Source organism: Terrabacter sp. 2RAF25 (assembly GCF_052115265.1).
GTDB lineage: Bacteria > Actinomycetota > Actinomycetes > Actinomycetales > Dermatophilaceae > Terrabacter.
In genome coordinates, this window is sequence record NZ_JBFRGJ010000012.1 from 1 (window position 1) to 13925 (window position 13925).

The window sequence follows — 13925 nt, forward strand, 5'->3', positions numbered from 1 at the left end:
ACTCCAGGCAGGACTGGTTGTCCGGGAACCACTCCAGCAGCTGCTGGTACGTGGACGGGTAATCCACTCCCCGAACCGGATTCGCCGTCATCCACAAATCGTACTTCACCTAAGCAGATATGCAGAACACGTGTTCTACTGGAGGTGGTCGTTGTCAGGTCGAGAGGAGGGGTCGTATGCCGTACGTCGCGTCGTCACGAGCCTCCTTCGGCCTGCTCGGTGGCGGTTCGCCGCGGGTGATCGACGTGACCTGGGCGCGAGGGCCGGAGGCGTTGGGTGCGCCGCTGAGGCCGGTCTTTTCGGTGCGGCTGGGTCGCTTCGCGGGTGAGGTGGAGTACGCCCCGGCTGGCACCGCTCACCGGTGTGAGCAGGACGAGCGGTCTCGCTCTGTCGCGAAGACCGAGGGGCTGTTGCGGGCGAGCGAGCGGGTCATGGGCGAGATCGAGGCGCTCGAGGTGGCGAAGGCGCGGGTCGAGACGGACCTGCTGGCTGCGTACGGGGTGTTGCACTCGATCCAGGCCCTGCAGGTCGCCGCGCTGCCCCGGGGTGGCAGTGCCGTGCGGATGGCGGCGTTGGTCTCGCCCGAGCGGGTCGTCGCGGAGGAGATCGCGCTGGCGACCGGGGTGGGTGCCGGCGAGGTCGGTCGTCGGTTGACGTTGGCGACGGCCCCGCGGCGGCACCGGCGGGTCCTGGCCGCGTTGCGGGCCGGAGGCACGTCGTTGTACCGGGCGGTGCAGGTCGCGTCCGAGACGGTGCGGCTCTCGGATGCGGATGTCGCGGCTGTGGAGGAGGCGGTGCTGGCGCCGTCGCGGGACGGGCGCCCGGTGGGGCAGCGGACGTTCACGGCCCGGCTGACGCGGGCGGTCGCCTCGGTCGACGCGCGGGGTGCGAACGAGCGGCGGGCGCAGGCGCGGTCGCGGCGTGGCGTGTTCGGGCGGATGGTCGGTGACGGGATGGGCTGCCTGACCCTCACGGCCGACGCGGGCACGGTCGCGGCGATCCTGGACCGTCTCGACACGCAGGCTCGCGCCGCCCGAGGCGGCGGGGACCCGCGGACCCTCGACCAGCTGCGCTGCGACCTGGCCACCGAAGCCCTGCTCCACCCCACGAGCGACAAGGCGGTCCCTGGCGAGTCCACGGGAGATGCCGCGGCGCGGGTGTGGCTGGTCGTGCCGTTCGAGGTCGCCACCGGCCAGAGCGACGCGGCGTGCGAGCTGCCCGGGCACGGCTGGGTCACCGCCGCCCACGCCCGCGAGATCATGACCCGCCCCGGCTCGGTCTGGCAGACCCTGCCGGTCGACCTGCGCGACGGGCGCGCGATCACCAGACCCGGCAAGGCCTACCGACCGACCAAGGCGATGGTCGAGCACGTCCAGGCCGTCGACGGCACCTGCCGCGGCCCCGACTGCCAGGTCCCTGCCACCCGGTGCGACCTCGACCACGAGACGCCCTGGCCGCAGGGCGAGACGTCCGCGAGGAATCTCTTCGCCAAGCACCGGCTCCACCACAACGTCAAGACCGACGGCATCTGGACCAGCACCCAAGTCGCCGGCGACGGCCTGGAGTGGACCACCCTCACCGGCCGGACGTACACGACCTACCCCAAGAACTGGCGCGAAGGCCTCGACCCGCCACTCGACAACGGGCCGCCACCTGACCCCGAACCGCCGCCCTTCTGAGCATCTCGCCGACGCGTCCGCGCAGCTCCGTGGCGTCGATCACTAGGACGTCCTACTAATCCGAACTGGCGAGTAGGATCTCGCCGTGAGCACGAATGCCGACTTCGACCTGTTCCGCACCAGTGAGGACCACGAGGCCCTGCGCGAGGCGATCCGTGCGATCGCCGAGGACAAGATCGCCCCGTACGCCGCCGCCGTCGACGAGGAGGCGCGCTACCCGCAGGAGGCGCACGACGCCCTCGTCGCCTCCCACTTCTTCGCACCGCACGTGCCCGAGCAGTACGACGGCATGGGCGCCGACGCCCTAGCGACGTGCATCGTCATCGAGGAGATCGCCCGCGTCGACGCGTCCGCCTCACTCATTCCGGCCGTCAACAAGCTCGGGTCGCTACCCCTCATCCTCGACGGCAGCGACGACGTCAAGGCGCGCTACCTGCCGCCGCTGGCCAAGGGCGAGACCACCTTCTCCTACGGACTGTCCGAGCGCGAGGCCGGCTCCGACACGGCCTCGATGAAGTGCCGCGCCCGCCAGGACGGTGACGGCTGGGTGCTGAACGGCCAGAAGTCGTGGATCACGAACGCCGGTGTCTCGGAGTACTACACGGTCCTCGCCGTCACCGACCCCGACGGTCCTCGCGGGGGCAACGTGACGGCGTTCGTCGTCGAGAAGTCCGACGAGGGCTTCACCTTCGGTGAGAAGGAGCGCAAGCTCGGCATCAAGGGCAGCCCGACGCGCGAGCTGCACTTCGACAACGTCCGCATCCCTGGTGACCGGGTCGTCGGCCAGGTCGGCGACGGCTTGAAGATCGCGTTGCGCACCCTCGACCACACGCGCGTCACCATCGGCGCGCAGGCGGTCGGCATCGCCCAGGGCGCGCTCGACCAGGCTCTGGCCTACGTCAAGGAGCGCAAGCAGTTCGGCAAGCACATCGCGGACTTCCAGGGAATCCAGTTCATGCTCGCCGACATGGCGATGGAGCTCGAGGCCGCCCGCCAGATGGTCTACGTGGCGGCAGCCAAGTCCGAGCGCGGCGACAAGGACCTCTCGTTCTTCGGCGCCGCTGCCAAGTGCTACGCCTCCGACGCAGCCATGAAGATCACGACCGACGCCGTCCAGCTGCTCGGTGGCGCCGGCTACACCCGCGACTTCCCGCTCGAGCGGATGATGCGCGACGCCAAGATCACCCAGATCTACGAGGGCACCAACCAGGTCCAGCGCGTCGTGATGGCGCGCCAGCTTCTCAAGTGAGGAAGCGAGGGATCGGAACAGCCGCCGTGAAGGTGCATCCCGCGTGCGCCTCACGGCCGGCCCCCACCCGGCTCCCAGCGACCTCCGACCTTGCCGGGGGTAGGTTCTCGGGGCGGTAGGCTGGCCCGGCCCGGTGCGGGTCGCGAACGCCTGCTCCAACTCCCGACCCGAACGAGAAGGATCCGAACGCGTGGACCCAACACCTCCGGTCAGCGTCATCATGCCGCTGCTCAACGAGGAGAGGCACCTGGAGGATGCTGTCGCTGCGGTCGTCGCCCAGGACTACCCCGGGCAGATCCAGGTCGTGCTCGCCGTCGGCCCCGGCCACGACGACACGCTCGGCGTCGCCCGCCGACTTGCCGAGCGCGATCCGCGGATCACCGTCGTCGAGAATCCTTCCGGCCGCACCCCCGAGGCACTGAACCTCGCCGTGGCCGCTGCCGATCACGACGTCATCGTTCGCGTGGACGGACACGGCTTCCTCAGCGACGGCTACATCGAGCGCGCGGTCCGCGTGCTGGGTGAGACGGGCGCGGCCAACGTCGGCGGAGTCATGCACGCCACCGGCGTCACCGATTTCGAGAAGGCCGTGGCCACCGCCATGACGTCCCCGCTCGGCGTCGGCGGGGCGCGCTTCCACACCGGTGGTGAGGCCGGACCGGCCGACACCGTCTACCTCGGCGTCTTCCGGCGTGAGTGGCTGACGAAGGCCGGCGGCTACGACCCGCGCTTCACCCGCGCGCAGGACTGGGAGCTCAACTACCGCATCCGCCAGGCGGGCGGCGTCGTGTGGTTCGACCCCGCCCTCACGGTGGAGTACCGCCCGCGTCCGAGCCTGCGCGCCCTCGGCCGGCAGTACCGCGACTACGGCCGTTGGCGCCGGGTCGTGGCCACCCGCCACAAGGGTTCCATCAACGCCCGCTACCTGGCGCCGCCCACGGCACTAGTTGCCGTGGCCGCCGGCGTGGTCGGCGGCCTGGTCTGGCGGCCGCTGTGGGCCATCCCGGCTGCGTATGCGGCCGGGGTCGGTGTCGGGGGAGTGGTCATCGGACGTGGCGAGGGTGCGAAGGTGGCGGTGCGGGTGCCTGGGGTGCTCGCGACGATGCACATGAGCTGGGGCTGGGGCTTCCTCACCAGCAGGCCGGACCAGCTGGTCCCCGAAGGAGACGAGTTCTGATGGCGGAGCGCTTTTCGCGGATCTGGAGCCAGCGGGGCATCCTGCTGACGCTGGTCCGGCGCGACCTTCGCGTGCGTTACGCACGGAGCTGGCTCGGCTACCTGTGGACCGTCATCGACCCGCTGGCGATGGCCTTGATCTACTTCATGGTCTTCGCGGTGATCTTCCAGCGCGGCGACGCCGGCCACAAGCCGTACTTCCTCTTCCTGCTCGTCGGACTGCTGCCGTGGCAGTGGTTCAACGCGTCGATCAACGAGACCGCCCGCGCGCTCGTCTCCGAGGCGAAGCTCGTCAGGTCGACCAACCTGCCGCGCGAGCTCTGGGTGATCCGCGTCGTCATCGCCAAGGGCATCGAGTTCCTGCTGTCGCTGCCGGTGCTCTTCGCGTTCGTCCTCGCCTACCTGATCAGGGGCGAGACGAGCCTCAACTGGCGGATCGTGCTCTTCCCGCTGGGCCTGGCCCTGCAGTTCATCCTGCAGACCGGCATCGGGCTGCTGCTCGCCCCCGCCACCGTGCTCGCCGACGACACGATCCGCGTCGTCCGCATCGCGTTGCGCATGCTCTTCTACGGCACCCCGATCATCTACACGCTCGACAAGGCGCCCGACTGGCTGCAGACGGCGCTGTGGTTCAACCCGATGAGCGGCATCCTCGAGCTCTACCGGGCCGGCTTCTTTCCCCAGAAGCTCCAGATCGCCCCGCTCGTCGTGGGCGCGCTCATGTCGCTCGCGCTCCTCGCCTGGGGTGCCGTCACGTTCGCACGCATGGAGCGTGCCGTCCTGAAGGAGATCTGACGTGGCACCCGTGGCCGATCGCGTCTGGGACGCCAGGCGCACCGCCGACGTCATCAAGGTCGAGGGGCTCGGCGTCGAGTTCTACCGCTCGCGGCGCCGCAAGCTGTCGCTGCGCGAGATGGTGCTGCGCCGTCAGAACACCGCCCCCAAGGAGACCTTCTGGGCCCTCAAGGACGTGTCGTTCAGCGTCGGCCCCGGCGAGGCCGTGGGTCTCGTCGGGTCCAACGGTGGCGGCAAGAGCACCCTGCTCAAGACCATCGCCGGCGTGCTGCTGCCCGACGAGGGCACGGTGGCGGTGAACGGTGGCGTCGCCCCGCTCATCGAGCTCACCGGTGGCTTCCTGGGCGAGCTCTCCGCTCGCGAGAACGTCCTGCTCACTGCGGGACTCCACGGGCTGAGCAAGGCCGAGATCACCGAGCGCTTCGACGAGATCGTCGACTTCGCCGGTCCGCAGGTGCGGGCCGGTCTCGACATGCCGTTCCGGCACTTCAGCTCGGGCATGCAGGTCCGTCTCGGCTTCGCCCTGATCACGACCCTCGACGAGCCGATCGTGCTCGTCGACGAGGTGCTCGCGGTCGGCGACAAGGACTTCCGCGAGAAGTGCTACCGCCGCATGGAGGACCTCCTGGGAGAGGGCCGCACCCTCTTCCTCGTGTCACACTCCGAGCCCGACCTGCGCCGCTTCTGCACCCGCGGCCTCTACCTGCAGTCCGGCCGCCTCGTCGCCGACGGGTCGATGGACGACATCCTCGAGCAGTACAACAGCTCGTCGGGCTGATCAGCGGTTGACGGCCGCCACTGCGTCGTCGAAGGCGCCCGGCTCGAGGGCGGTGACCAGCACCGCGGTTGCCCATGACGGCAGGCCCCGCGACTCCGCGGGCGAGCCGGCGTGCGCCTGTTCGCCGGCGACGAGAGTCGCGCCTCGGGCCGCGAGCTCGGTGAGCATCCGGTCGGCGGCGGCGCTCGACGGGGTGTGCACCTCGACGAAACCGACGTCCTCGGTGGCGACGGCCCACGCGAGGTCGGCCTCCGAGCGGGCCACGAGCCCGATCGACCGTGCCACGCCGTCGCTCCGGTAGCGCTGCGCCCGGGCCCAGCCGCGTGAAGCCGTGACCGAGTCGGGGAAGACCATGGCGTCGACGCCACGGCGTCCGAGGTTGGCGAAGCTGCGCTCCGCCGACGCCTCCACCGCGAGGTCGTGGGCGGACGTGGCGGAGGCGTCCTCTAGCGCGGGTGCCCAGAGCCGCGAGATCAGGCCGAAGCGCTTGACGAGCGCCGGCTCGGCGCAGCTGCGCAGCAGCTCCTCGCTGCGGCCGTCGGCCCGGCCGACGTCGACGTGCGTCACGCCGCGCTCGATGGCGTCGGCGATCAGGGCCCGAAGCCGCTCGGCGCGCTCGGCCGGCTTGTCGCCACCGGCCTCGCCGTCGTCGAACGCGCGAGCGGACAGGACCACCCGCGAGACCCGGCCCGCGGCCGAGGACGTGGACGGGATGCGGGCCCCCGCGGCGTCGACCCGAGCAGCGAGGTCTTCCATGAAGGCGAGCCAGGGACGCCCGACCGGATCGGCCACGTCGTCGAACAGGGACGACACGCGTACGTAGTCGCCGAGGGTGTCGACGGTGGCCCGGTAGGCGTGGATGTCGCCCGGGCACCCCTGCGGCACGAAGAGGAGCTCACCGAACGTACGCCGCAGCCATGGGGTCACGTGCTCACGGTCGTACGCTTCGGTGGCCGCCTCGGCGGCCTCACGCAGGGCGGCCACGCTGAAGGCCTCGGCCCCGAGACCCTCGGGCACCTGGTCGATGTCGACCCGCCCGTAGGTGTGGTCGCTGTTGTCGAGCGCGGTGAGCAGCTCGTCGACGAGGTCGGCGTCGGCCACCGGGTTGTCGCCGGTCAGACGCACGACGCGGTCGTCGGCTGAGAGGTCGGCCGTGGCCTGGGCGAACCGGCCCAGCACGTCGTCGAGCGAGCCCCGCACGACGGGGATGCCCACCGCGGACAGGTGCCCCGCGATGCGCTCGTCGTACTGCTCCTCGCTCGTGGCCACGACGACCTCGTGGCCGCTGCGGCTCGCGCGCCGCGCCACCAGCTCGATGAGGGGCATCCCCGCGATCGTCAGCATGGCCTTGCCCGGCAGGCGGGACGAGTTGAGACGCGACTGGATGACGACGCGGGTGCGCGGCATCGGTTCCTCCTGGACTGGGTCGGCTAGAGAGCCGGGGCCGGGTGGAAGGTCAACGAGTTGACGCGCAGCCCGATGACCCCCTGTGAGATGTAGCCGTACGGCGTGTCGGAGCTGCTGTGCACACAGATCGCGAGGAGACCGTGCGAGGTGGCCGGTACGTCCACGACCACCGTCGCGGTCGACGGCGGGCCGCCGCTGCCGGGAGGTGCGAGGTCGACCTGCGTGCCCGGGGACCCTTCCAGACCGACGCGCAGCCGGCGGCTCGAGTGTGCCGCGTCGCCACCGGGCACCGTCGACCGGTCGGACCACCACGTCGCACTCTGCGAGTCCAGGGCCAGCTCGACCTCGATGCTCCCGGTGGAGCCCAGGGGAGCGGTGTCGACGACGAGGACCGCCTCGGGCTGACTGGCACGACCGATGATGGCCTCGCCGCGCACGAAGCCCTCGACCATGCGGAGGGTGGAGGCTCGTCCTGACACCACTCGGCTGCCGCTGCGCGGCGTCCGGTCCTCGTGGGCCGTCGCGAGCCCGACCGCGTCGCCGAGCGATCGGCTGAGCGCCGACAGGGCGTGCGAGTCGGCCAGCTCGCGTGACCCGAGCCCGAGATCCATCCTCGTGAGGACGGGGTCCTTCCGCTCCCAGAGGCGCCGCACCGCCACGTAGGCCGGATCGGCGTCGTCCTCGACGTGGTTCATCGCCGTCGCGACCAGCTGGTGCAGCGCGGTGCCCTGACCGTTCTCCCAGTGGGGCACCAGTGGCGTGGTGACGTCGGCGCCGCTGCGGTAGAGCCAGAGCCACAGCCGGGCCCGCCGCGACTGCTCCTCCGTCATCAGCGGCTCGCCCGCAGCGAGTCCACGCACGCACGACGCGAGCTCGTCGAAGTACTCGGCCTCGGTGTCAGCCCGCCTGCTGAAGCCCAGGTGGCTCCACTCCGACCAGCCCGCCTGCAGGGCAGGGATGCCGTAGGCCGGGAACTCCGCGCTCACGCTGCCCCGCACCGTGACAGCCAGGTCGGTGACGCTCCACAGCGAGTTGCGGCTCAGCGCCAGGCTGGGACGGAAGACGATGTGACGGTGGTGCGCGTACTGCTCGGCGAGCTGCTCGAAGTGCTCGGTGCGGTCGTAGTTGACCTGGCTCGGGTGGTCGAGGAAGAGCCAGTTCGCGTCCGTGGCGCCGGCGGCGTGCTCGGCCGTCTTCTCGAACCACGTGGCGAGGTCGGCGAACGCCTCGTGGTTGCCCTGCACGGCGTCGGACACGGCGTGGTTGAAGACCGTGACGACGGGCTTGCCGGGGTCGAGCCCCAGACGCCCCAGGGCATGGGAGCGCAGGACGGCGCGCTCGTCGCTGCTGCGCAGGTCGAGGCGGGAGATCTCGCCGCCGCCGCGCCACCAGGACGGTCGGCCGAGGTTGGCCTTCGAGCGCCAGGCGGTCCGCTCGGCGCTCGCGGCGAGCACGTCGCGGTGGCGCCACACCTGGGCGTCGAACTGCTGCGCGATCTGCAGCGACAGCGAGCGTCTGAACCCGAGCACGCGCCCGTCGGCGCCGTCGAAGAGGGCGTACGCCTTGAGGCCCCCCGTCGCCTGGGCGTGCAGGACCGGCACGCCTCGGCCGGTGGCCGCCTCGACCGCGAGCCCCCACTGGCCGTAGTCCACGTGGCTCGTGACGAAGGCGCGGACCGGCAGCGACTCGAAGAGCGTCCGGTAGAGACGGTCCTCCGCCGCGACCGAGCGACGGATGCCGGGCACGTCGTCGTCCGCGACGGCGTCGCTCATCCGGGGGATGCGCAGCAGGCGCACCGCAGTGGAGTCGCTGATCACGTCCAGCCGGCGGCGCCCGCTCTCGTCGCGGGGAGGCGCCACCGCGAACGTCGAGTTGAGCAGCTCGACGTCGCAGTCGCCTGCCTCAACCCTGTCGGTCAGCGCGGAGACGTCGATGACGTCGTCCGCTCCGTAGGCCTGCGCCAGCTGCAGCCAGCGCTCGCGCTCGTAGCCGTCCCAGATGCGCGATTCCCAGTAGCGGTTGGGCCCCACGAGGACGACCAGCCGCGAGGCCTCGACGCGCCGCAGGCTATTTGCCAGGGTCAGCGTGCGCAGGGCGAGTCGCAGGTCCTGCATCAGCAGGTCGACGACGAGCACAGGGGCACTCGCGGGGGCCTCGGGGAGGGTCGTCCGCCAGTGGATCGCCGCAGCCGCGCACATCGCATCGAACGTGGGTCCGAAGGTAGGCAGGTCTGTTGCGGGGGGTCGCTCACGGTTCATCCGGGCCTCATCGCTCTTCATTTGGGCCTCATCGCTCGGGGCGTAGGGAGCGATAGTACTCAAGCGCGTCGGCCACGCGAGCACGCCCCTTGCCGTCGACGAGCGACATCCCGGCAGCGGCCAGCGACGCCTGGCGCTCGGGGTCCGACAGCAGCCTGTCAGCGACGGCCACGGCGGCCGATCGCATCGCCTCGTCGCCGCGCAGCTGGGAGAGGTGGCCGAAGGGCTCGGCCAGCCCGCGCTGGGTCACGGCTTCGTAGCCGGGGCTCTGGTTGTCGACGACGCAGACGAGCATCGAGGGCAGACCCAGGCAGAGGAACTCCCACACCGAGCTGCCAGCGGCCGTCACGGCGACGTCGCACGTGGCGGCGAGCGCGGCGAGGTCGGGCGTCGGGGCGACGACCTCGACGTGCTGCCCCGTTACCGTCGGCAGCGCCTCGAGCGCGGTCGCGATCTCAGGTCGAGCGGCCACCGCGACGACGTGCATGGCTCGGCCGGACGCCAGCAGCAGCGGGACGATGACGGGCGCAGCGGCATACGGGTCGGACCCCCCGAACACGGCAAGCACGCGGGGGGTGGCGCCGGGCGCACGCCGTGGGGTGGTGGGGCGGTGCCGCAACACCTCGTCGCGGAAGAGGGAGTAGTCGAGGCCGAGGAGCTGCCGCTCCGGATCGACCCCGGGCGCGGGCGTGGCGCCGAAGTTCTGGTCGAGGTAGAGGTCGGCTTCCTGGCCACCCCCGAAGGTGTCGTCGAGAACCGAGAGCACGGTGATGCCGGCTGCGTGGAGGGCCCGGCCGCACCCGGGGTCGAGGTGGTAGCCGTCGAGCACGACGGCGTCGACCCTGGCGTCCCGCGCGAGGGTGGCGAGCGCCTCGGGGTCGTCGGGGGCTGCGACCACGGCCAGGCCACGGCGCTCGATCTGGTCGGTCAGCCAAGGCACCCCCGTCACCTCGCCGAGGAGGCTGACGTGCACGCCCCGGGAGGCCAGCTCGTCGCCCAGGGCCAGGCAGCGTACGACGTGGCCGGTGCCCGTCTCGGGCCTGGCGTCGCAGCGCAGGGCGATGTGCACAGGCATGCGCCCAGTCTGCCGCAGGCGCCGTCGGGACCGCCGCGAGCCCCTCGCCCGGGCCTCGGGGAGGGGCGGGCGGCACCTCGAAGGTGTTAATCTCGCCGTCGGCGCTGGTCGAGCGTCTCAGTGCGTGGTGCCCTCTGAGCGGCACGCGCAGCACGTCTGTCAAGAACATGACCAGGAGGTCAAAGGGTGAGCATTCTCGAAGGGTCGTCGATCCTCGTCACAGGTGGGACCGGGTCCTTCGGCAAGGCATTCATCCGTGAGGTGCTCGACAACCACAACCCCAAGAGGGTCATCATCTACAGCCGTGACGAGCTGAAGCAGTGGGAGGTCCGTCAGCTGTTCAACGACGACCCCCGCCTGCGCTGGTTCATCGGTGACGTCCGCGACCTCGACCGCCTGCGTCGCGCCATGCACGGCACCGACTACGTCGTGCACGCTGCCGCCCTGAAGCAGGTCGACACCGGCGAGTACAACCCGCACGAGTTCGTCAAGACCAACGTCCTCGGCAGCCAGAACGTCATCGAGGCGTGCATCGACGCCGGCGTCAAGAAGGTCGTCGCGCTCTCGACCGACAAGGCGAGCTCGCCGATCAACCTCTACGGCGCCACCAAGCTGACCGCCGACAAGCTCTTCATCCTCGGCAACCACTACGCCGCGCAGTACCCGTCCCGCTTCGCCGTGGTGCGCTACGGCAACGTCACCGGGTCTCGCGGCTCGATCATCCCCAAGTTCCGTGCCCTGCACGAGGCGGGGGAGTCGCTGCCGATCACCGACCTGCGCTGCACGCGCTTCCTCATCACGCTGCCCGAGGCCGTGCAGATGGTCCTCGACACGTTCGAGCTCATGCAGGGTGGCGAGCTCGTCGTGCCGCACATCCCCTCGCACCTGGTCACCGACCTCGCGCAGGCGATCGCCCCCGGCGCCAAGATGCACGACATCGGCCTGCGCCCCGGCGAGAAGCTCCACGAGGAGATGATCAGCCCCGAGGAGGGCCGCCGCGCCATCATGATCATGGACGGCAAGTACTACGTGCTCGAGCCCGAGCTGGCGACGTGGGGCTACGTGCCGCGCACCGACGGCGTGCCCGTTCCCGAGGGCTTCCACTGCGCGTCCGACAAGAACGACATCTGGATCGGTGCCGACGACATCCGCAAGATGCTCGAGGCGGGTATCTGAGGTGATCCCCTACGGACGCCAGTCGGTCAACGAGGACGACATAGAAGCCGTCGCCCAGGTGCTGAGGGGTGACTGGCTCACCACCGGCCCGACCGTGACGGCGTTCGAGGAGCAGCTGGCGGCGCTGTCCGGGGCCACCCGCTGCGTCAGCGCGACGAGCGGCACCGCCGCCCTGCACATCGCGTATGCCGCTGCCGGCGTCGGTCCCGGCGACGAGGTCGTCACCACCCCGATGACCTTCGTCGCGACGGCCTCGTGCGCGGTCGCCCTCGGAGCGAAGATCCGCTTCGTCGACATCGAGGACGACACGGCCAACATCGACCCCGTGGCCCTCGACGCCGCCGTCACCGACGACACGAAGGTCATCGCAGGCGTCGACTACGCCGGTCACCCCATCGAGATCGACGCGATCACCGAGACCGCGCGGCGGGTCGGGGCGCTCGTCGTCGAGGACGCCGCTCACTCGATCGGCTCGACCTACAAGGGCCGCCCGGTGGGCTCGCTCGCCGACCTGACGACGTTCTCGTTCTTCCCCACCAAGAACATGACGACCGCCGAGGGTGGCGCTGTCGCGACGCTCGACGCGGAGCTCGGTCGCCGCGCGCACGAGTTCCACTTCATCGGGCTCGTGCGCGACCAGGCCCGGATGCGCTATCCCGACGAGGGCCCGTGGCACCAGGAGGTCCACGAGTGGGGCCTCAACTACCGCCTGCCCGACGTCCTCGCGGCACTCGGCATCAGCCAGCTGCGGCGGCTGAGCGCCTTCAAGGAGCGTCGCGCCGCGATCTTCGCGCGCTACCAGGAGGGCCTGGCCGGCGTCGACGGCATCCGGCTGCCCACGCAGCGTGAGCACGTCGACCCGATCTGGCACCTCTACCCGCTGCGAGTCCTCGGGGGCCGTCGCCGCGAGGTGTTCGACGCGATGCGCGCCGACGGCGTGGGCGTGCAAGTCAACTACATCCCGGTGTACTGGCACCCGATGTTCGAGGACCTCGGCTTCAAGCGCGGGATGTGCCCGAACGCCGAGCAGTTCTACGCCGAGGAGCTCTCGCTGCCGATGCACGCCGAGCTGACCGACGCCCAGGTCGACAAGGTCATCGACGCCGTCCGCGCCGCCGTCGGGAGCTGAGCCCATGCACCACGCCAACCACTTCTACGGGCATGCCCACATCATGGCCCGCTACGTCGGCCTCGAGCACCCGCCGCGCATCTGGGGCTACCTCCAGCACGGCTGGAACATGCACGACGGCTTCGCCGTGGGCACGGTCTTCACCCCGCAGTACCCCAAGTTCGTCTGGTCCGAGGCCTGCGCCCGGCGCGGCTGGGCCGCGGGTCTGCGCAACTACATGGTCGTCGCCGCCCCGTGGCTCTACCTGCTCGAGCTCGAGCGGCAGAAGGAGTGGCTCGCCACGACCGAGCCCCGCACCGGCACGATCGTCTACCCGTTCCACGGGTGGGAGGGCCAACAGGTCCTCGGTAGCCACACGGCCTACATCGACGAGGTGAAGGAGGCCGAGGGCGACGTCCCCATCACGGTCTGCCTCCACTGGAACGAGTACGACAACCCGAAGGTGCGGCGCGAGTACGAGGAGGCCGGCGTACGCGTCGTCACCCACGGCCAGCGCGGCTACCTCTGGCAGGACACCGACGTCGCCTTCCTCTACCGCCAGCTGCACGAGATGCGCCAGCACAAGCGCGTCGTCAGCAACCGGATGAGCAGCGCCATCCTGTATGCCGCCTCGGCCGGCGTCGAGGTCGGCATCTACGGCGACCCGATGGCCCTGGAGTCCGACCACGCGGTGCTCGGCGGCGTGAACAAGCCACGCCGCATCTGGCCGGAGATGCACCAGTTCTCGGTGCCGATGGACTACGCGGCGCAGGTTGCGAACCGCGAGCTCGGCGCCGACGAGATGCTCTCGCCGGCCGAGGTCATCGACGCCTTCGGCTGGGCGCCCGAGATCTCCGCGCCGGGCACACCGCCGCCCGCGCCCCCGCTCGACGAGGAGCCGTCGGCCTTCGACCGCCGGCGACGGCGCCGGCACCGCTCCGAGAGCCACCGCGCCCCGGGCGACGGTGACCCCTCGGACCAGCTCGTCTCGATGGACGCCACCGTCGATGCCGCCGACGACGAGCACGACCACGACCACGAGGCGACCGGGTCGGCGAAGGCGACTGCGAAGCCGGACCCGTCGACCGGTGGCACGGAGAAGGAGCCGGCTCGTCCCGCCGTGCCGGTCTCGGACGCGGCCCAGGACCCAGCCCTGGACGACCAGGGCTGACGCGCCTCGGACACGGATGACGAAGGGCCCCGACCGCACTGCGGTCGGGGCCC

11 protein-coding genes are annotated in these 13925 nt (G+C 70.9%); 8 read left to right on the forward strand and 3 right to left on the reverse strand.

Features of this window, described 5'->3' with window-relative positions; genetic code table 11:
- The first annotated feature begins 176 nt into the window (after positions 1 to 176).
- The 5 genes from AB4091_RS20730 (at position 177) to AB4091_RS20750 (ending at position 5677) form a co-directional block, all read left to right on the forward strand.
- Complete coding sequence (locus AB4091_RS20730; protein WP_442294583.1) at positions 177 to 1679, forward strand: HNH endonuclease signature motif containing protein; 1503 nt, start codon at positions 177 to 179, stop codon at positions 1677 to 1679.
- Between the two features lie 85 nt (positions 1680 to 1764).
- Complete coding sequence (locus tag AB4091_RS20735) at positions 1765 to 2928, forward strand: acyl-CoA dehydrogenase family protein (protein ID WP_442294585.1); 1164 nt, start codon at positions 1765 to 1767, stop codon at positions 2926 to 2928.
- A gap of 190 nt (positions 2929 to 3118) precedes the next feature.
- On the forward strand, positions 3119 to 4105 hold the full coding sequence (locus AB4091_RS20740; RefSeq protein WP_442294587.1) for a glycosyltransferase family 2 protein: 987 nt from the start codon (positions 3119 to 3121) through the stop codon (positions 4103 to 4105).
- Positions 4105 to 4899 carry an ABC transporter permease gene (locus tag AB4091_RS20745; RefSeq protein ID WP_442294589.1) on the forward strand — a complete coding sequence of 265 codons (795 nt, stop codon included), beginning with the start codon at positions 4105 to 4107 and terminating at the stop codon, positions 4897 to 4899. Before AB4091_RS20740 ends, AB4091_RS20745 begins: the two co-directional genes overlap by 1 nt.
- A 1-nt stretch (position 4900) precedes the next feature.
- Positions 4901 to 5677: an ABC transporter ATP-binding protein gene (locus AB4091_RS20750; protein WP_442294591.1), complete on the forward strand. Its 777-nt coding sequence runs from the start codon at positions 4901 to 4903 to the stop codon at positions 5675 to 5677.
- On the opposite strand, the gene AB4091_RS20755 is transcribed toward AB4091_RS20750, so the two are convergent.
- The 3 genes from AB4091_RS20755 to AB4091_RS20765 are packed head-to-tail and all read right to left on the reverse strand — an operon-like array spanning position 5678 to position 10417.
- Positions 5678 to 7084 carry a cytidylyltransferase domain-containing protein gene (locus tag AB4091_RS20755; protein ID WP_442294593.1) on the reverse strand — a complete coding sequence of 469 codons (1407 nt, stop codon included), beginning with the start codon at positions 7082 to 7084 and terminating at the stop codon, positions 5678 to 5680.
- 23 nt (positions 7085 to 7107) lie between these two features.
- On the reverse strand, positions 7108 to 9363 hold the full coding sequence (locus AB4091_RS20760; protein ID WP_442294595.1) for a hypothetical protein: 2256 nt from the start codon (positions 9361 to 9363) through the stop codon (positions 7108 to 7110).
- A gap of 7 nt (positions 9364 to 9370) precedes the next feature.
- Entirely contained in the window at positions 9371 to 10417 is a 1047-nt protein-coding gene (locus tag AB4091_RS20765; protein ID WP_442294597.1) for a PseG/SpsG family protein, read from the reverse strand.
- A gap of 186 nt (positions 10418 to 10603) precedes the next feature.
- Between AB4091_RS20765 and pseB the strand changes: the two genes are divergently transcribed.
- Genes pseB through AB4091_RS20780 form a run of 3 tightly spaced genes read left to right on the forward strand, consistent with a single transcriptional unit; the run spans position 10604 to position 13872 of the window.
- Positions 10604 to 11593 carry a UDP-N-acetylglucosamine 4,6-dehydratase (inverting) gene (pseB, locus tag AB4091_RS20770; protein ID WP_442294599.1) on the forward strand — a complete coding sequence of 330 codons (990 nt, stop codon included), beginning with the start codon at positions 10604 to 10606 and terminating at the stop codon, positions 11591 to 11593.
- Position 11594: 1 nt separating this feature from the next.
- Positions 11595 to 12722, forward strand: a complete 1128-nt coding sequence (pseC, locus tag AB4091_RS20775; protein ID WP_442294601.1) for a UDP-4-amino-4,6-dideoxy-N-acetyl-beta-L-altrosamine transaminase — start codon at positions 11595 to 11597, stop codon at positions 12720 to 12722.
- 4 nt (positions 12723 to 12726) lie between these two features.
- Positions 12727 to 13872, forward strand: a complete 1146-nt coding sequence (locus tag AB4091_RS20780) for a hypothetical protein (protein WP_442294603.1) — start codon at positions 12727 to 12729, stop codon at positions 13870 to 13872.
- Positions 13873 to 13925: the final 53 nt, after the last annotated feature.

What these genes read in the sequence shown, in the direction of transcription:
- AB4091_RS20745 (WP_442294589.1), top strand. Translation starts at nt 4,105, where the DNA reads ATGGCGGAGCGCTTTTCGCGGATCTGGAGCCAGCGGGGCATCCTGCTG.
- AB4091_RS20760 (WP_442294595.1), bottom strand. Translation starts at nt 9,363, where the DNA reads ATGAAGAGCGATGAGGCCCGGATGAACCGTGAGCGACCCCCCGCAACA.
- AB4091_RS20730 (WP_442294583.1), top strand. Translation starts at nt 177, where the DNA reads ATGCCGTACGTCGCGTCGTCACGAGCCTCCTTCGGCCTGCTCGGTGGC.
- AB4091_RS20780 (WP_442294603.1), top strand. Translation starts at nt 12,727, where the DNA reads ATGCACCACGCCAACCACTTCTACGGGCATGCCCACATCATGGCCCGC.
- AB4091_RS20765 (WP_442294597.1), bottom strand. Translation starts at nt 10,417, where the DNA reads ATGCCTGTGCACATCGCCCTGCGCTGCGACGCCAGGCCCGAGACGGGC.
- AB4091_RS20755 (WP_442294593.1), bottom strand. Translation starts at nt 7,084, where the DNA reads ATGCCGCGCACCCGCGTCGTCATCCAGTCGCGTCTCAACTCGTCCCGC.